Source organism: Niastella vici (genome assembly GCF_002077945.1).
GTDB classification, from domain to species: Bacteria; Bacteroidota; Bacteroidia; order Chitinophagales; family Chitinophagaceae; genus Niastella; species Niastella vici.
In genome coordinates, this window is the sequence record NZ_LVYD01000074.1 from 1 (window position 1) to 20,645 (window position 20,645).

The following is a 20,645-nucleotide window of genomic DNA, read 5'->3' on the forward strand; positions in this document are numbered from 1 at the left end:
GCTGCCGATCTGTTCACCGTAAGAGATGACGGTAATATTGGTATCGGAACAACCTCTCCTCAGGAAAAACTGGCTGTGAATGGTAATATAGTTACCAGGAAGATAAGAGTTACTTTAACCGGTTGGTCAGATTATGTTTTTGATGCCGGATACAAGTTGCGGCCCCTCACAGAAGTTGAAAATTATATTCAGCAACACCACCACCTGCCCGAAGTGCCATCTGCGGCTGAAGTTGAAAAGAACGGACTGGATGTAGGCGACAATCAGGCTACGTTATTAAAGAAAATTGAGGAGCTTACTCTATATGTGATAGAGCAAAATAAAACACTGCAGAACCAGCAAAACTTAATAGAACAACAGGCTTCGCTATTAAAAAGCCAGCAGGAACAACTGGATGTTTTGAAAAAGCAAATTAAAAAATAGAAAAGTTTACAGCGAAAGTTAAAAATCAGGAAGCAGATTGATATGAAATACTTTTTATTGGCAGGTCTGTTTTTGGCAGCCTCTTTTTGTGTAGCACAGCAAACAAAGCCTTATTTAATTAATGTAGGTACGGTATCGCCCGATGCCGCCAGTTTGGGAAAGTTTGGAAATATACCGGTGAATTATTCAACAGGTATCCCTTCCATCACTGTTCCCTTGTATGAAATTAGCATCGGCAAAGTAAAAGTGCCCATTTCAATAGATTATCATGCCGGTGGTATAAGAGTTGATGAGGTGGCTTCCTGTGTAGGTTTAGGCTGGGCATTGAATTGCGGGGGAACCATTTCAAGAAATGTAATGGGCCTTCCCGATGAACAAGGTTCTACAGGGATGTTATATGCTCCTGATTTCGCAACTGTAGCTGCGCAGCCTGAAAATTACCGGCAATATATTACCGATGTGGTAGACGGGCAAAGAGACGCTTTACAGGATCAGTTCTCATACAGCCTGCCTGATCAAAACGGGAAGTTTACTTTCAATCAGGATGCTTCTGTTTTTCAGTTCCCTGTTACTACCAATAAAATTGAACGCTATTATAACAACGGGCAATTAAGCTTTAAAATTACCGACGATAAAGGAACCGTGTACCTGTTTGAAAGACCCGAGCAATACAATCCGGGTTCTGTGAATAATCAACAGGCATTGTCTTATTACAACGTGTGGCATTTGACACAAATTATCGTTCCCGCTATGGGCGAGACGATCGATTTTAATTATGAACCTACATGCGGCAATTTGTCTTTTGAAGCAATAGCCAGTGGCATGTACAGGTTGGGTACGCAGGCTGTGTGTGATGTAAATCCCAATGATGATTACCCGGATGACCCCGGTCTTATAGATGAAGATGAAGCTTCTGAGGTGCATCAGCATAATTCTTTTACCCCCTGGTATTTATCAAGCATAACATGGCGCGGCGGTAAAATAACTTTTACAAATGTATGTGACAGGCTCGACAGAACATCAGAAATGCGAATAAGTGAAATTACTGTTTATGCCGATGATAAAAATGTTCAAACCCAAATCAGAAAAATAAAATTCGACCATTCCTATTTTACCTCCAGCCAGGGAACTACGTATAATTATTTCGCTACAGCGGAACAGCAGGCTAAATACAGGTTGCGGCTCGATGCAGTAGAATTTTTGTCAACAGACGCCAGTGATCAGCCGCAGAAGTATACCATGGAATACGATAATACCGAAATGGCGGCAAGGGAAACATATGCCCAGGATGTATGGGGTTTTAATAATGGCCAATGGGCAAATACATCCTTACTGGCCAGGCAACTAATTAAAGGATGGACTAATAAAAGTGGGATTTATAATGACACCTACAGGTATATAGGCACCGCGAACCGGGACGTTAACCCGTTATACATGAAAGCTGCAACCTTGAAAACATTGCAGTATCCTACAGGCGGTAAAACTGAATTCGAACTGGAACCGCACCAGTATACAACGAATCAACAATCTGTAAGCAGCCAAACAGCCTCGTGTGGTGCTTATGGCGGAATGAATGAATCAGCTACTACCACATTTACCGTACAGTCTAACTGGTCGAACTTCAGGTATAGTTGTTTTTTTTCAAAATTTAATTATTCCGGAGTAACAGACAGACCAAGAGGAAAAATCACAGACGTTACAACAGGACAGGTTATATTGAATGTTTCCTCAAACACCGATGCCAGTCAAACAGCCAGTTGCGGTATAACTCCTTTATCACTTATACCAGGGCATACTTACTCAATTTTTGTGGAAATATATACTACAACAGCCTCGGCTGTAAGCGCCTCTCTTGATGTAACCTACGATGTAACTTCCAACACCATTCAAACAAACCTGGGCGGCGGCTTACGAATAAAATCAATTAAAAACTATGATAATACAGGCGACCTTATTAGTCAGGATACTTATACATATGGAGAAAATGAAAATGGCATAGGGGTTTTATCAATTCCTTATACCTTCTTTTCTATGAATGAAGAAGATATAATCACCCGTGCGGATTGTCCGAATGCCGGTTACCATTGCCGCTATATAATAGGAAATATCACCAAAGAATTTCATGCAGCCAGCCTCTATCCTGCATCGCAGATAGCCGGCAGCCCGGTATTATATACTTCCGTAACAAAATACCAGCTTGATTTTTCCGGTGGTAAAACAAATGGTAAATCTGTTTATGAGTACGATGTAACCCAGGATGTAGAAGGTGTTCCCGGACCTGATATTGATAAAACCGGCATGCGGATGATCTCAAATAGCTGGAGGAACGGACGATTGAAGAAAGAATCTGTTTATAGATCAACACAATCGGGTGGATATATTTTGAAAGCGGTGAAACAGTATGACTATGTATTAAGCAGAATAGCCAGCCAGAATTCCCTTAAAATTAAAGGCAAATACGTAGAGGCAGAGGGCAACAGGTGTCAGCCTCTTTCTACATTAACAGGTGAGGTATATGTTTCATCGTATACCATAGAAACAGGAGCTTATTTATTACAAACAACTACAAACACCAGTTATGATGACAAAGGGGCTCCGTTCATTACTACTGAAAATTTTGTTTATGCCGACCCTGCCCATTTGTTTCCAACAAGCACTGCAACTTCCAGCAGCAAAGGGGAAGCCCTAACAACGAATATGCAATATGCGCATGACTTATCTGCGCCGGGAAATGTATATGAAAAAATGGTTAATCGAAATATCATTTCACAACCTGTTACTACCCAGGAACAGTTAAACAGCGATCAACAATCCTTCACTTCATCACATTTTAATGACTGGTTTGGCGATTCAAAACTACTGGTGCCAGATAAAGTTGATTTGCAAATCTCTACCTATCCTGCGCAAACAAAAGTACGATTCAACCGGTTTGACAATTATGGAAATATTCTGCAGCAACAAAAGGAAAATGATGTTTACCAATCGTACATCTGGGATTATCAATCGGTTTACCCTGTTGCCCAATGTAATAATGCCGACTATAACTCAATAGCCTATACTTCGTTTGAAGCAGATGGCGCCGGCAACTGGACCATTGGTAATAATGCCCGCAATACAGGTGGTATTACAGGAAAAAACTGTTATGATCTTTCAAATGGAATCAGTAAAACCGGGCTTACATCAGGCACTACATATATAGTTTCCTATTGGACAACAAATAGTACCCCTTTCGGTATAACCGGTACGCAGGGAACCGTTCTGCAGGGAAAAAAGATAGGTAACTGGACTTATTTTGAACATAAGGTAAGCGGGGTAATAGCTTTAACTCTTCAGCAAACGGGGTTAATTGATGAATTACGATTATACCCGGCAGATGCACAAATGGTAACTTATAGTTATGCACCATTAGTGGGAGTAACTTCCGCCTGTTCTGCGCAAAGTATGATCACTTATTATGAATATGACGGCATGGGAAGATTAAAGCTTATTAAAGACCAGGATGGTAACGTGATAAAAACATATGAATATCACTATAAGCAGTAATTGCAACCGGCATTTTTTCACACCGTCAACCTTATTAATAATCGACCTTACTATCACATTATATGAGAAATAAAATGAAGGCTGCTGCATTGGCAATTGGGTTAATATTGTTTGTGCAGGCAGTTTTTGCACAGCTAACCATTCAGGGAGCAAGTTGTGTAGATGTGGGTACTACTTATTCTTATACACTCATGGACTACTGTTCTTCAACACAGAATATTTACTGGTGTGTGAACGGTGGCACTATCGTAGGCTATGGATCGTGCAGAGGTGGCAATGGATTGTGCACTATTTCGGTTCAATGGACCTCTGGGAACGGCAAGTCGATAGACGTACATAATTATACCAATAATTACAACGGTAATCTGGCTGTGACTGTAACCAGTACACTTGTAGCAGGTACTATCGACAATACAAGTCAAACCGTTAATTATAACAATGCACCGGCAACAATTACCTGTTCCGCTGCTTCGGGCGGTGGATGTTCTTCTTCTTATTCCTATCAATGGCAGCAATCTATTGATGGCAGTAATTGGACGGATATTTCGGGTGCTACCAGCCAGAACCTGGGTTTTTCTTCGGGCCTTACGCAAACCACCTATTATCGCCGGCGGGTAATTAATTCCGGATTAACAGCTTATACAGGTACTGCCACTGTTTCGGTTATTCCGCCATTAAGCGGTGGTACGCTTTACCCCGCTACCCAGGATATTTATGCGGGTAGCGCTTCTGCGCAACTTGATGGCGATGCCGCAGGCGGCGGTTGCAGTTCATACAGTTATCAATGGCTGATCTCAAGCAATGGAACCGATTTTTATCTTATTTCCGGAGCAACCAGCAGAGCCTATTCGCCAGGTTTACTAAGCGAAACGCGATACTTTCGCCGGCAGGTTACCTGCAATGGCACCGGTGCCACTGCCTTTTCTTCCATAGCTACGGTTAATGTGCATGCGCATTTATCGGCGGGGAATATAAATCCTGCTTCTACATATATTAATTATAATACTTCGCCAGGGCAAATTACTGAATCGGGAGAAAGCGGTGGTATGTGTAGCAGCTATAGTTATCAGTGGCAGGTTTTAAGCGGCGCTTCGTATATTGATATACCAGGAGCTACAGGGACAAACTATACACCAGGAAGTTTAACCACCACTACCAATTACCAATTAAAGATCACCTGCGGGTCTGAAACGGTTTATGCCGGTCCCGCTACAATAAACGTATATCCACAGTTGATGGGCGGCGATATTAGCCCGGCCAGTCAAAATATAAATTATAATACGGTTCCTTCAACCTTAAGCAGTGTGAATGTTAGCGGCGGTAATGGAACCTATACCTATCAATGGCAAAGTTCTTCTGATAACAGCACCTGGAATAATATTGCCGACGCTACTGCCTCAACCTATACACCCTATTTGGGAACCAGTACGTATTACCGGGTAATAGTCACGAGCAATGGCGTTTCACAACCCAGTTCTTCAGCAATAGTTAATGTGTATCCCCAGTTATTGGGAGGCTCCTTAACCCCGGCTATTCAAACTGCTATAAGTTATAATGGTACAGCCGGTCAGTTAACACTTTCAGGAGTTTCAGGTGGAAGCGGGACCTATACCTATATATGGCAGTTTTCGACAGATAATATGGGCTGGAACACAATTAATAATGTTACCTCAACAACTTATACACCCGTTAATGTAACAACATCCGGCTTTTACCGGGTGATCGTTAACAGCAATGGTGTTACGGCATACAGTAGTGTTGCTGCTGTTTATGTAGTATTAAATGCCGGAACGATCAGCGGCAATACGGGGCCGTTTGCTTATGGCGGTTCGCCGGGCCAGTTGTCAGGAACAAACGCAGGCGGTGGGAATTGCATCAGTTACAGCTATCAATGGCAGCAAAGCGCAGATGGCATTACGTATTACGACATTTCAGGGGCTAATGCACAAAACTATACACCGGTTGACCTTGGTTATAATACCTTTTTCAGGCGAAAGGTAAGCTGCGGCTCCGAGATACAATACTCCAATGCTCTTGCCATTAGTATTAATGCTGAATTGCTGCCAGGCGCCATTTCTCCGGCCATTCTTACTATAGACGCTAATACAAACCCCGGACTAATTACAGGTAATCCGGCTTCGGGCGGCAGCAATAATGGAACGTTCAATTATCAGTGGCAAAAAAGCACTGATGGCGGCGTTACCTGGACTGATATCAGCGGGGCTACCAGTTTAAACTTTGCGCCTGGTACAGTGGGTGTAAATACATTTTACCGGCGTAAAGTTACCAGCAGCAGTAATGAAGTAGCATACACAAATATCAGCTCCATTACCATGAGAGCAGGCACGGTAACGAATATGAACTATATCCGTGTAAGAGATATCACAAAAGCTGGGGTGGCCAATGCTGCTGCAGCAACTCAGCTTACCGATCCTTTTGAAATTAAACAGTCAACACAATATTTTGATGGGCTGGGAAGATTGGTGCAAACTGTTGCCAAACAGGCAACACCGCTGTTAAAAGATATGGTGGTCCCTGTAGGCTATGATGAGTTCGGCCGGCAGGTGGCCCAATACCTTCCATATGTTTCTTCCGCTGCAGATGGGGAATATAAACCCAATGCTTTGCCTGAGCAAACCAATTTTAACAGCATACAGTTTTCGGGCGAGCAGTATTATTACGCACAAAAGAATTATGAAGCATCTCCTGCTGAAAGGATAATTTCAAGCTATGCTGCAGGCCAAAGCTGGGCCGGAAACAACAGGGGCATATTTGAACAGTCATTCGCAAATACATTAGCCGATAATGTACAAATGTGGGGAATTTCGTTAACTGCCGGAAGCCTGCCGGTAAGCGCTGGCGCTTACCCTGTCGGACAATTACACAAGCTTGTAACCAGTGATGAGCGGGGAAAACAGGTTGTAGAATATAAGGATAGGGGTGGGAATTTAATTTTGAAAAAAGTGCAATTGTCTGCAACTCCCGCAACAGATCATACCGGATGGTTATGCACCTATTATGTGTATGACAACCTAAACAACCTCCGTTTTGTGTTGCAACCACGGGCAGTTGAACTGATAAGCAATAACTGGACGATTACACAGGATATCGCTGATGATTTATGTTTCAGGTATGAATATGATCAAAGTAACCGGATGATCCTTAAAAAAATACCAGGCGCTGCAGAAACATATATGATATACGACATTCGTGATCGTGTTGTGTTTACCCAGGATGGAAACATGCGTTCAAAAGATCAGTGGCTGGCGACTTTATATGATGGTCAAAACAGGCAGGTGATAACTGCCATGATGAACTGGACAGGTTCAAAAGATCTTTTGCAACAGAATGTTACTACTCAAACCAATGGATTACAATCCGGATTGGTGGCTGATCTTACATTACAAGATCCTAATACAAGCGGTACTTATCAGGCGTTACAAAGCATTACGCTTGACCAGGGTTTTGAAACAGCCGGCGGCGGTGTCTTTACTGCTGAGATAGTATCCCAAAGTGTTCCAACAATAGTGGATGACATGGCTGTAAATAATAATCCTGTTCCGGTTGATGGCACACTGGATATACTTACCAAAACAGGATATGATACTTATACAACCATTCCTTCTCAAAGCGCACTCACAGGAACCATCGATAATACGTATACAGGCAGCAATTATTTGCTTCCGTCAAATAATAATTTCCCTTATGCAGATGGGGTTGGGCAAAGCCTGCAAACGCGGGGACTGGTAACGTGGACGCAAACAAAAGTTTTGGGAACAGCCGGCCAATACCTGTATTCAGTATCTATATATGATGAGAAGGGAAGAGTGGTTCAGTTAAAAAGTAATAATAGAACTGGTGGAACAGATATCACCACTACTCAGTATTCGTTTAGCGCTCAACCGCTCGTTAAAGTACAAAAGCATGAATATGTAAGCGGTAGCAACCCTCAAACACACGTTGTAGTTAATAAAAATTCCTACGATGCACAGGGCAGGCTTGTTTCTGTTAAGAAAACCATTAATAGCAATATTAATGGGGTAACCATCAGTAAACCTGAACTGGAAATCATCCACAATCAATACGATGAACTGGGCCAATTAAACATAAAGAACATTGGTAAGAAAAAAGACGTTAATGGCAATTATACCAGTGATGCTATTCAGGCGCTTACTTATGATTATAATATTCGTGGATGGCTTTTGGGCGTTAACCGCGAATACCTGGGGATAGAAGGTCAAACAAACGATGGTATTTTGTTTGGTTTTGAACTTGGGTATGATAAAGCCACTAATAAAGCAGGGCAAAATTTTGCGGCCAGCCAGTATAATGGCAACATTACCGGTGTGCTATGGAAAAGCGATGGCGATGACATCAGAAGGAAATATGATTTTACCTATGATGCGGCTAACCGCTTATTGAGAGGTGATTTTACTCAACAAAATGCCGATGATCACCAGTGGAATAATAGCCAGGTCAATTATAATGTAATGATGGGTGATGGTATTGATCCCACATTAGCATATGATGCCAATGGTAATATTTTGTGGATGCGGCAATGGGGATTAACGGTAACCGGTAGTGCACCGATCGATGACTTGCATTATAGCTATTATAAAACCAACAAAAGCAATAAGCTAAGTGCAGTAACTGATCTGGCAACAGGTGGTACTCCGCCAACAGGTAGTACTGGCTGCCGCCTTGGTGATTTTGCCGATAAAAGCACCAATGGTAATGACTATGGCTATGACGTAAACGGCAACCTGGTTACCGATTTAAATAAAAAATTAATTGGTACAGCCGATGAAAATTTAACAAGCGGGGGCGCTATTAGTTACAATCACCTGAACCTGCCCGCAACAATCGAGGTAAAAACGGATAATGGTTTAGCCAGTAAGGGCACCATTACTTACCTGTACGATGCAGCTGGTAACAAGCTTCAAAAAGTAGTGGTGGAAAGAAATAATACAGTTACCTATAATAACCAATCCTACATAAGTGATATAACCACTACTACTAATTATGTGAATGGTTTTGTATATGAAAGCAGGTCATATAATAATAATGCCGGGTTATCAGCATTGGAGTATACCGACAAACTGCAGTTCCTGGGTCACGAAGAAGGCAGAGTACGTTACATTGCTGCAGGAGATAATACCGCTGCACATTTGGAATATGACTACTTCCTGAAAGACCATTTGGGGAATATACGCATGGTATTGACCGAAGAACAAAAAACGGATGTTTACCAGGCAGGTATGGAATTGGCCAAAAGGGATGCTGAAGTAAAACTGTTTGGCGATAAGATAAATACAACTGCCGCTGACAAATACGGCGATTTTGATAGCGATGGCAATAATCAAAAAGTAAGTCTTGTAAATGGAACTACCGCCGCAGGAAGAGTAGGGCCGGGTGTAATATTAAAAGTAATGGCCGGTGATAAGATCACTGCCAAAGCTTTTGCCTGGTATCAGCCTGTTAACATGGATAATACCACCGACCCTGGTTTGGCTGCTATAATTACCAATGTACTGGGTCAATTAACCCCTGGCATAACAGGTATGGCGCATGGGGCAGTTGCATCACAGGTTACTGATAATACTTTGCAGCCGGGCATGGAGAACTTTTTGGGAACACAAAGTCCGGCTTCAGGAGCGCCTAAAGCTTACTTAAGCTGGGTGCTGTTAGATGAAGAACAATTTAAAATGGTAAGCGGTGGCGTTACGCCGGTACCCCAGATAACCGCAGGTCAGCAAAAACAGTTACTACAGGCCAACAATGGTAACCCTATAGAAATGACGAGGAATGGATATCTTTACGTTTTTGTTAGTAACGAAAGTAAGGGCAATGTATATTTTGATGATATCAGAGTTGAACATATACATGGGCCTTTAGTTGAGGAAACGCATTATTATCCGTTTGGGTTGACGATGGCGGGCATAAGTTCGAAGGCGCCCACAACCTTAGTAAACAGGCATTTATATGCTGCTAACGAAATTCAAAATGCTGAATTTGCAAATGGATCGGGCCTTGATCTTTATGATTTCAATGCCAGAACATATGATCCGCAATTAGGCAGGTTTATACAGGTAGATCCGATGGCCGATGAAGGCGGCCAGGAAAGATTAAGCCCTTTCCACTACTCATACAATAATCCTGTTTTGTACACCGACCATGATGGCAAGATAGGAATCGTAGGAGCCTTGATTGGTGGTGCTATTGGAGCGGTCGCATCTTTGACGAAGTCGGTTATACAGGGTGGATTTAAAGCTTTAAAAGATAAAAAAACCTGGGCAAAAGCGGGTGTCAATGCTGTTGCCGGCGCAATTGTTGGAGCAACAGGAGGTTTAGGCGCCGGACTTGTTGCCACTGCCGGTACATCATTTGGAGCATCACTCGCAGAAGACAAAATCGACGGGAACAAATTGGATTTTAAGAAAGCGACGGCTACTGCAATTTTTTCTGTTGCTGCTTTCGGAGCAGCCAATGTCGTTGCAGGTAAGCTCACGAAAGCGGTCACGAGCCATTGGTGGAATAGGGGAAATACAAATGCTTTTATGCGATATTTGGGAAGAAATCCGGCAACTAATGTGGGGCAGTTGGTAGATCGGGCGCAGGATGCATTGGGCTTAGGAAGTGGATTGGGATTTGATTTGCTATTTCCAGGTCAGCCTGAATTTCAAACATTGCCAGGTGTAACCGTGACCGGCACGAAAGTTAAAGGAAAGGTTAAGTTGGATGAACATTCAGTAGAGAAAGCAGTGGGTGCGATGCACCAAAACAACAAAAAAATCAAAGATGAAAAAGAAGAGTAAGGTTTTTATTTTCAGAAGAGGCTATTGGCAGACCCTGGCTGTATGTGCGTTCACTTCATTATTATATGGATTTAAGTATACGGTAGTACTGAAGCAGAATCCGGGAGCGTTAGATATTAAGAAGGGCCTTTTAAGTACGGCTGTGCTGTTTATCATTTCAGCAACGGCATCAATGCTGGCTGTTCGCTGGTATTATAAGCTAAAAGATAAAGGCCCGGGGCATTCGCAGTAGCGCTATTTCCGTCAGCAGGACTTTTACTAAAGAAAGAAAAAGGGGTAGCTCTTATAGAATCCCCCCTTCCTTCTGTCTGGTTGGAAACAATTGCCGAAATGTCCATAATGCCCAAACCCGTCAATATCCGTTAACAAACAGTTAGCGGTTGCCTACAACGCCCACCGCCATTGCGTTAATTTTAGCTTTCACCAGTTTAAAATTAACGCAATGCTGCTTTACCGGGTATCCACGATAGGTTGGCTATTGGCAATAATGGGCTTTCATACAGCCAGTGCACAAATGGGGCAATCTTTGCCGCCTTATCAACCGGCGCGTGCCGAAGTGCTTGCCGCCTACAAGGAAGCTACCCGTCTCGATTCGCTCGCTCAACATTGCATCTTTAAAAGTAATATTAAAGCAAACTGGCAACCTGATAACAAAAGCTTCTGGTACCGAAACAGCCTGCCCGGTAATGCCGCTGAATACTGGTTGGTAGATGCCCGCACCGGAGTGAAAACAAAACTTACCGATACTTCAACGCTGGTTACCACCAAAGACAATGGCTTCATCTCCGGTGGCATCAAAAGCCGCTGGGAACGGCAACCCGCTTCCGACAGCCTCTCGCCCAATAAACAATGGATCGCCTCCATACAGGCCGGTAATATCTTCCTGCGGCCGGCGCAGGGAGTGGAAGCAATTCAACTCTCTTTCAATGGTGATACCACCCATCCGTACGGACAAATTCAATGGTCGCCCGACAGCAAACACCTGGTGGTGTTCCATATTTTTCCCGTAGCGGAGAAGCCGGTGTACTATGTGTTGTCATCCGTGGATTCTTCTTCTCGGGGCATTTTACAATCGCATGAATATGCGCAACCCGGCGATCCCTTCACCGCCTATGAAATGTTCACAATAAATATTGCTGATAAAAAGCTGGTGAAAGTAAATACGGAACAGTACGATTTTCTCGACTATCCCTGGATCCACTGGCGCACCAGCGATAACAACTTCTTTTCCTTCGAAAAGGCCGATCGCGGCCACCAGCATTTCCGCATTATTGAGGTGAATGCCAATACCGGTTCCACCCGTAACCTCATAGAAGAACAAACGAAAACATTTATCTATGAAAGCCGCATCTTTACCTGGTACACGGCCAAAACCAATGAAGTCATCTGGAGCAGCGAAAAAGATGGTTATAATCATCTTTACCTCGTTGATGCCGTAAATGGCGGCGTCAAAAACGCCATTACCATTGGTGGCTGGGTGGTGCGTAAAGTGGATAGCATCGATGAAACCAAACGCACCATCTGGTTCCAGGCCAGTGGTATGAACCCCGGCGAAGATCCCTACAACATCCATTATTACCGCATCGGGTTCGATGGCAAACACCTTGTTGCCCTCACGCCGGCCAATGCCAGCCACCTGTGCAGCTTTGCACCCGACCGCCAATACTTTATCGATAATTATTCGCGGCCCGACTTTCCCGCCATTACCGAATTGCGGCGTACTTCAGATGGCAAGCTGATCGCTGAGCTGGAACGGGCCGATATAAGCGCTTATCTCAACCTGGGCATCCGCCTGCCCGAAGTGTTTGTGGCCAAAGGCCGTGATGGCATAACCGATATCTGGGGCATTGTTTGCCGGCCACCGCATTTCGACAGCACCAGAAAATATCCCGTCATCGAGAATATTTATGCCGGTCCGCAGGATGCGTTTGTACCCAAGCGTTTTATGAACTACGGCGAAATGCAATCCATGGCCGCCCTGGGTTTTATGGTGGTGCAATGTGATGGCATGGGCACGGCCAATCGCTCCAAAGCGTTTCATGATGTATGCTGGAAGAACCTCGCTGATGCCGGCCTGCCCGACCGCATTGCCTGGATCAAGGCACTGGCTGAAAGATATCCTTATGTAGACACTTCACGAGTAGGTTTATATGGCACTTCTGCGGGTGGACAAAATTCCGCCGGCGCTTTGTTGTTCCATCCAGAGTTTTATAAAGCGGCCGTGTCGGCCTGCGGCTGTCACGATAACCGCATCGACAAACAATGGTGGAATGAACAATGGATGGGTTACCCCATTGGGCCGCACTATGCCGAACAAAGCAATATCACCAATGCCGCCAAATTGCAGGGCGCGTTATTGCTGATCGTTGGAGAAGCCGACACCAATGTTCCACCCGAATCAACACTCCGTTTTGCCGGTGCACTTATTAAAGCGGGCAAGGTGTTCGATCTGCTGGTGATCCCCGGCATGGGGCACAGCGATGGCGGGCCGTATGGGCGGTTAAAGAAGCGGGATTTTTTTGTGAAGCATCTGTTGAATGTTGACCCGCCTGATCGTAATATTGGTGAATTACCTTAATAAAACAATGGTCCAAAATGAACATAAAGAACTTATTATTGCTGCTGGTCCCATTAAGTAGTTTGGCCCAAACCAAAGACTATCCCATCCAACCCGTCTCCTTCACCCAGGTACACGTCACCGACAACTTCTGGCAACCCAAAATGAACATCAACGCCACGGTGACCATTCCTTATATTCTTGAAATGTGTAAGCAACATGGCCGCATCGACAACTTCCTGGCGGCGGCGGGTAAACGTGAGAACAAAGTGTGTTCAGAATTTACTTTCGACGATACCGATGTATACAAATGGATAGAAGGCGCTTCTTATGCTTTGCAGGTAGCGCCCAATAAAGAACTGGAGAAATACCTCGATTCATTGATCGCTATTATCGGTGCAGCCCAGGAGCCCGATGGGTACCTGTATACTTTTCGCACCATAAAGCCCGCAAAGCCGCACGAGTGGATCGGCGATAAACGCTGGGTAAAGGATTCCATTCTCAGCCATGAATTGTATAATGCCGGCCACCTGTACGAGGCCGCCTATGCGCACTACAACGCCACCGGTAAAAAGACCCTGTTGAACATCGCGCTGAAGAATGCCGATCTGTTGTGCAAAGATTTTGGCTGGGGCAAACTGGAAATATACCCCGGTCACCAGATCGTGGAGATCGGTTTGGCCAAGCTCTATCGCATTACCAAACAGCAAAAATACCTCGATCTCGCCAAATTCTTTCTCGATGTGCGCGGCCCCAACGGCGAAGCCTACAACCAGGCCAATAAAAAAGTGGTTGATCAAACCGAAGCGGTGGGCCATGCAGTGCGTGCTGCGTATATGTATAGCGGCATGGCCGATATTGCCGCCCTAACCGGCGACACCGCCTACCTGAAGGCTATCGATGCCATTTGGCAGGATGTGGTTACAAAGAAGCTGTACATTACCGGCGGTATTGGCGCTACCAATAATGGCGAGGCGTTTGGCGACGCTTTTTACCTGCCCAATATGAGCGCCTATGCCGAAACCTGCGCCGCCATTGCCAATGTATACTGGAACAACCGCATGTTCCTGTTGCATGGCGATGCCAAATACATCGATGTGCTGGAACGTACCTTGTATAATGGGCTGCTGTCGGGAATGTCGTTAAACGGCACAAAATTCTTTTATCCCAACCCGCTCGCCTCTGTGGGGCAGCATGACCGCAGCGGCTGGTTTTCCTGCGCCTGCTGCATCAGCAATATGACGCGCTTTTTGCCTTCTGTGCCAGGTTATGTGTATGCGCAAAATAAGAATGAGCTGTATGTGAACCTGTTTATGAGCAACAGCAGCACCATTACGCTGTCCGCCGGAAAAGTACAGCTCACCCAAACCACTAATTATCCCTGGGAAGGACAGATCAACCTCCAGGTCAATGTAGCCAAACCAACAACCTTTGCCCTGCACATCCGCATTCCCGGCTGGGCCGAAGGAAATCCGGTTCCCGGAAATTTATATACAGAGGGGGAACAACCCAACGCAGTGACTATCGCCATCAATGGAAAACCGGTTCCGCTCAAAATGATAAAAGGCTATGCCGTGCTGCAACGCAGCTGGCAAAAAGGCGACAAAATTGCCGTGGAACTGCCCATGCAACCACAACATATATATGCGAATCAGCAGGTGAAAGCCGATGAAGGCCGGTTTGTCCTTCAGTATGGCCCTGTTGTGTATTGCCTCGAAGGCTGGGATAACAAAGACAGCCTGGTGCAGAATATTGTGGTAGAAAAAAGCGCGCCAATGAAAATTAGTTATGCCAATAACCTGCTCAATGGTATCAATACTATAACGATGCCGGGCAGTGGCACAAAAAGACAGTTGAACAGCACTGAATTGATCACCAGCCAGCAACAGGTGACTGCCATCCCTTATTATGCCTGGGACAACCGCGGCCCCGGCGAAATGGAAGTGTGGATACCTTATACTCAATCAGCATCGCGGCCGCAGCCGGCCCCAACGATCGCGTATACCAGCAAAGTAACGGCCAGCATCAGATCGAGAAGCATAATGGCTGTGCACGATCAGCTGGAACCGGTGGATTCAAAAGACAACACGGTGCCGTATTTTCATTGGTGGCCGAAGAAGAATACCACCGAATGGGTGCAGTATGATTTCGACGGCGAACATACCATATCGGCCTGCAAAGTGTATTGGTTCGATGATGGCCCCTGGGGTGGTTGCCGCATTCCCGCCAAATGGACCCTCTATTATAAAACGAAAGACGGGCAATGGCTGCCGGTAAAGAACACGACTGAGTATGAAATAGCAAAGGATAAATATAACTCTGTAACTTTTGAAGCGGTTGCCACTTCCGCACTGAAACTGGAGGTGCAATTACCTGTAGAATACGCGACGGGAATACACGAATGGATTGTTGACCCCCCAACCCCCTAAAGGGGGAGAAAACCGTTTGCTGAGCGCGGGTTCCTGATCATAAGCTGCTTACTATGAAAAAGTATACAATCCTTCTTTTTATATTTCTATACGCAGGGAATGCCTTCAGTCAATACAAAGCTGCAATCTCTATAGATGCCTCAAAATTGGCTGCACCCATATCACCAACCTTACACGGCGTATTCTTCGAAGAGATCAGTCATGGGTCGATGAAAATGGAAAGGTGTTCAATCCGGCGAAGATCGGCAGTGGGGTGCAGGCCGATTACTGGTGTTATTACCGCATACCCGCGGCATATATTGCGGAACCGGGGCAGGAATACAGGCTGGCCTTTTCGTTCAGGTTGCCGAATGCAGATGGTACATATAATATTACTATTAAGACGGTGGGTGGGCATAGGAAGTAGGCGGTCGGAAATACGATGCGATGAATAAGAATATGAGGGAAAGCCATGAAGTGCGAAAGTATGACCCATAGATGTAACGCGGATAGCAATAGGATAGAAAGCAAATTTGTTGATCAATATCAATCGGGAGTTAAGAACTGCCATCGAAGAAATTGTAGTATATCGCAGTTTTCAAACACAAACATATTTCAGGTGAAAATACCCTTTTCCGCTATTGTTAGTGTTTGTAATTTTCTATTCAATTTCAGTACGCTATACTGCTGCCAATATGAATAGCTTTGATGTTTCCGCTGGGCCGGATGGCACTTTTATAAAATCCGGCGACATAAAATCTTCTCCTGCCGATATTGATAATTTTTTTTCAGCATTGCAGGACAGTACACCTGTGTCGTCGCCTCCCAAAAGCATTACGTTGTATTTTCACGGCGGGTTGGTGAACGAAACAGCCGGTAAAGCCATTGCCGAAAAAATGGGCGCCCATTTACAGCAGGCGGAAAGCATACCGGTATTCTTCATCTGGGAAACCAGCATTAAAGAAACGATCTCCTTTAAGCTCACCCAAACAGCCAATCAATCATTCTGCAAAAAGTTGATCAGGGTACTGGTTAAATACCTGGCTCCTAAAACAGGCATAACAGGGAGTGATAACAAAGCCCGGGGAACCGGCAGGTTAAGTGACCAGGAAATTGACGAACAGTTGCAACAGGAACGGCCATTTGACAGGTATGCCACCAATCAATCAGGGAGTGCCAGGGGTGGGAATATCATCACCGAAGCAGGCTGGTTTGGCAAGAGTGAAATGCGCAGGACCGCCCTCGTAGAGGCTGAGTTGCAGATGGCTGTGGCCAGGGAGCCCGACTTTATTAAACTGCTGCTGGAAGAACCGCCGCCGGAATTGGAAAATGAAATTGCCAATGATCGTTCCCGGGGCTTTCTTTCCGCCCTCGTAATCAAACGGCTAACCGATGTTGTAATGAAAGTGGCGAAACGTTTCCTCAGCGGTACCAGCCATGGCTTTTATCCAACCATAGTGGAAGAACTCTTCCGGGCTTTCTATATAGCCAATGTGGGTGCCTGGGTGTGGGATGGCATGAAATCAAAAGCACGTAGCCTATGGCAGGATAATATGGGCCGGTTGGGCGACAACCTTTTTGCCGGTTCTTATTTCCTTGAATCGCTGGAGCGGCATATAACAGCATTCCCGCAAACAAAAGTGCACCTGGTAGGGCATAGCGCCGGTTCCATTTGCATCTGTGAGCTGCTGGCGGCTGCCCGGCAGCGTTTTCCCGCATTAAAATTTGAGACCATCATCTTCCTGGCGCCAGCCTGCCGGTTCAATTTTTTTTATGAGCAGGTAGTACTTAACCCCCACCTGTTTGCCCGTTTCCGGTGCTTTACCATGACCGATGAAAATGAATGTAACGACGTGCTGGTGCCCGGCATATATACCCGCTCGCTGCTGTACCTGGTTTCAGGGATCCTCGAAGACAGTGAAAAGGCGGGCGTACCTATCCTCGGCTTACATCATTTTCTGGGTAAATCACCAGCGTGTAATGATAAAGATACCTGGCTCGAGGAAACGGAAAAATTCCTGTTGCAAAACGACCGGCTGGTATTATCTGCCACTGAAGCCGGCGCCCTGGCCGGCCTGCAAACCAACGCCCTGAAGCACGGTGATTTTGATGATAACGAATTGACCATTGAAAGTATAAAATACATGATCAGCCACTGATTTACGCCGGTTGATCCCTGACCACTAACCAATTCATTACCACCTTGTCCTTAAAATTTTAGTTATGTACAAGGATTATGCACTGATCATTGGCATTAATGATTATACCAGAGAAGACAGCGATTTGCCACAACTGCACGGTGCTATCAAAGATGCAGAGGGTTTTGAGGAATGGTTTGTTAAAGACAGCGGCAATGATGATGCCAATGGCATTGAGAAGCATTTCGAATCTGTATATTCCAAATGCGACCCATTAACCCCCGTTTATGATGTAATAGAAAAAGCCCTTGGTAAATTGCTTAAGAAAGCAGAGGAGGAACCAGCACTTAACCGGCGACTCTATTTTTATTTTGCCGGTCACGGCATAGGGTTAGATTATGATACAACGAACAATGCATTGTGCCTGGCCGATTGGTCGGAAAAGAAGAGGGGCAATGCATTATCGTCCAAGGACTACCATAATACATTTATCAAGCTGGGACTGTTCAGGCAGGTGATCATTTTGCTCGATTGCTGCCGCGAAATAAAAGTAAACGTATACCCCCGGCCTCCGGAAGAAACACCCATGGCCGGCTCGGGCCCTCATCAGGCGGAAGTATTTTGGGGGTATGCAACGAAGTTTAATAACCTGGCGCACGAGATTGATACGGAGAATGGAGACAAGCGGGGTGCATTCACCTACGTATTGATGAATGGGTTACGTGGTGGGGCCGCTAATGAGGATGGGATCATTGATTCGGTTAATTTGAAAAAATACCTCGACCGGTATGTTCCTGTGGCAGCCAACAGAGACAAATTATCCCAGAAGCCGGAGATAAACAATGGTTTAACGGAACCGGAAAGCATTTTTGCCAAAGTGGACCCGGGCCTGGTGCCCTGCGCCATTCAGTTTCAATCACACCGTACCGGCCCTGTTTTGCTGGTTGACGGGTTGGGAAAAACTATCGAAAAAATTGTAGATGCCGGCGGAAAGAAGATCACCATTGATCTTAAAAAAGGAAAGTACCTGCTAAAAGATGAATTGAATCATGAGGTGCACCCGATAAACATCGAGAGCTTCCGGTTCCCAATAAATCCAATTGCCATAAACTTTTAAGTCTGTATGGGTAATTCTGACAACAGGGATCACTATATGTTTGTGATCGAAGCCGATAGCAGGTTTCAATACCTGGTACGCATGACCTTGTTCGATAACGACAACAATATTGTGCTGGAAGGCAGCCAATACCCGATGCAGAAAACATTAGGGCAGGGCTTATATACTATCAGGCTCGATACTAACGGCAGCATTGAGGATACCGTTTTCTTGTTAAACCATGATGTCAGGTACAAGCTCAGTCACTGTAAAGAACCGCTAACTGAAGCCGGGGTATTGATGCCACCGCCAATGTACAGCGCTGTGCCGCTCGATGAAAAGGTATATGCCTCCAGCCAGGAATATTACCGTAAACCGGCCATTGACCTTGCTACCTTACATACCTGGCCTATACAGCCTATGACGACAAACAGCTCCATTTATCTCTTCGTACGGTTCTATTCGCGCGAACGGTATGAACAGTTAAAAAATGAGGAAAAGGCAGCGTCCATGACAGATTTCCGGTTGTTGAACCATTTGGGCATCGTCATTTGTGATCTTGCCAATGAGGCCGGCGCTATTGTAAATGATGAGGACGGCTGGATGGTCTTTAACGGTTTATTATCGCCGGGCCTGTACCTGCTTGAATTTACCGGCCCCGAACCCAGGCAGATACCGGTTTATTTGCTGGAAAATTTTCATACCCAGCTTTTCCTGGTGCTCGATAAAAAACCGGTTTTCAGCAGCCTGCGCATCTTTCTGCAGAAAGAAAGGAGGTTCGATCCCTGTGATGCCCGGAATATTTATACCGACCTGTTATTTACACGCTTGCAGAATAAAGATATCACCCTTGAAGAAGGCCTGGAGCGATCGATCTGTAACGGCGAGCTGGAAGGGTTTATGTTGCATCTTTTATATGCCTATATAACAGTTCTGGCAAAGAAGGAGCCCAACGACTTCCGGTATAACGTGATGCATCCTCTATTTCACCACCATGCCTGGCTGCAGGGGCCGTTGCCCGATTGGCGGGCTATCTGTATTCTTGGCGGCAGTCTCAGCGGTTACAGTGGTACGGTAGAGCCCATTCGGGGTGTGCCCATACTTTACCCCGGCTACCTGGCCATTAAAGAAGCGGCCGTTGTCCCCGAGCATAAAGACCTCATCAGGGAAAAGAGCCTCAATGACCTCATCACCGTGCATGCATTGTACGATTCATTGATTACCACCTTTACGCCGGTGACTATTAAAATAGACGAGCTCCTTACCGTTAACAGTAACCCCCGGTGGAAAACTAAAGAACCCACCGGTACACCGCAAACGGATAAATACCGGGAGCCATACTATGCTAATTATTATTCAAACATCCGAGGCGACAAAATGTGGGACGAGTTCATGGCCGGTTACCAGGGCGATACGGCCAACTGGCTCGAGTTCCTTATTTATGAGCTGGTGAGCAAAGAGCATATCCGCAACCCGGAATTGTTGTCGCAACGGTTGCGGATCTCTGTGATAACTATCAACCGGACCATTGAAGAAGTAAGGAGAAAATTATATAACAAAGCCTGGAGCAGCGATAATCAGCAGGTGCAGCCGCCTGCCACGCATGATCCTACCCCGGCCAGGTTGATGAAGGCTTATTATAATGAGTCATTGGAGTCCTTGTAA

Annotated in this window: 9 protein-coding genes and 1 pseudogene; all 10 read left to right on the plus strand. The window is 45.4% G+C overall.

Annotated elements, in window-relative coordinates; translation table 11 throughout:
* Positions 1-423: pseudogene (locus A3860_RS41335) on the plus strand (hypothetical protein); the annotation flags it as partial.
* A gap of 42 nt (positions 424-465) precedes the next feature.
* Positions 466-3,966, plus strand: coding sequence for an RHS repeat domain-containing protein (locus tag A3860_RS31495; protein WP_081154256.1), 3,501 nt, complete (start codon positions 466-468; stop codon positions 3,964-3,966).
* 62 nt (positions 3,967-4,028) lie between these two features.
* Positions 4,029-10,781, plus strand: a complete 6,753-nt coding sequence (locus tag A3860_RS31500) for a DUF6443 domain-containing protein (protein ID WP_081154259.1) — start codon at positions 4,029-4,031, stop codon at positions 10,779-10,781.
* A complete protein-coding gene (locus A3860_RS31505) occupies positions 10,765-11,013 on the plus strand; it encodes a hypothetical protein (RefSeq protein ID WP_081154262.1) in 249 nt (82 codons plus the stop codon). The genes A3860_RS31500 and A3860_RS31505 overlap by 17 nt, the downstream gene beginning before the upstream one ends.
* A 210-nt stretch (positions 11,014-11,223) precedes the next feature.
* Positions 11,224-13,359, plus strand: coding sequence for a S9 family peptidase (locus A3860_RS31510; RefSeq protein ID WP_081154265.1), 2,136 nt, complete (start codon positions 11,224-11,226; stop codon positions 13,357-13,359).
* Positions 13,360-13,376: 17 nt separating this feature from the next.
* Complete coding sequence (locus tag A3860_RS31515; RefSeq protein WP_143774353.1) at positions 13,377-15,767, plus strand: glycoside hydrolase family 127 protein; 2,391 nt, start codon at positions 13,377-13,379, stop codon at positions 15,765-15,767.
* A gap of 223 nt (positions 15,768-15,990) precedes the next feature.
* Positions 15,991-16,173: a hypothetical protein gene (locus A3860_RS31520; protein WP_081154270.1), complete on the plus strand. Its 183-nt coding sequence runs from the start codon at positions 15,991-15,993 to the stop codon at positions 16,171-16,173.
* Between the two features lie 268 nt (positions 16,174-16,441).
* Entirely contained in the window at positions 16,442-17,905 is a 1,464-nt protein-coding gene (locus A3860_RS31525) for a hypothetical protein (RefSeq protein ID WP_143774354.1), read from the plus strand.
* A gap of 64 nt (positions 17,906-17,969) precedes the next feature.
* Positions 17,970-19,001, plus strand: a complete 1,032-nt coding sequence (locus tag A3860_RS31530; protein ID WP_081154276.1) for a caspase family protein — start codon at positions 17,970-17,972, stop codon at positions 18,999-19,001.
* A gap of 6 nt (positions 19,002-19,007) precedes the next feature.
* Positions 19,008-20,645, plus strand: a complete 1,638-nt coding sequence (locus tag A3860_RS31535) for a hypothetical protein (protein WP_081154278.1) — start codon at positions 19,008-19,010, stop codon at positions 20,643-20,645.

Bases quoted from the DNA above. Each gene is read 5' to 3' on its own strand.
- A3860_RS31495 (WP_081154256.1), top strand. From the start codon at position 466: ATGAAATACTTTTTATTGGCAGGTCTGTTTTTGGCAGCCTCTTTTTGT.
- A3860_RS31500 (WP_081154259.1), top strand. From the start codon at position 4,029: ATGAGAAATAAAATGAAGGCTGCTGCATTGGCAATTGGGTTAATATTG.
- A3860_RS31505 (WP_081154262.1), top strand. From the start codon at position 10,765: ATGAAAAAGAAGAGTAAGGTTTTTATTTTCAGAAGAGGCTATTGGCAG.
- A3860_RS31510 (WP_081154265.1), top strand. From the start codon at position 11,224: ATGCTGCTTTACCGGGTATCCACGATAGGTTGGCTATTGGCAATAATG.
- A3860_RS31515 (WP_143774353.1), top strand. From the start codon at position 13,377: ATGAACATAAAGAACTTATTATTGCTGCTGGTCCCATTAAGTAGTTTG.
- A3860_RS31525 (WP_143774354.1), top strand. From the start codon at position 16,442: ATGAATAGCTTTGATGTTTCCGCTGGGCCGGATGGCACTTTTATAAAA.
- A3860_RS31530 (WP_081154276.1), top strand. From the start codon at position 17,970: ATGTACAAGGATTATGCACTGATCATTGGCATTAATGATTATACCAGA.
- A3860_RS31535 (WP_081154278.1), top strand. From the start codon at position 19,008: ATGGGTAATTCTGACAACAGGGATCACTATATGTTTGTGATCGAAGCC.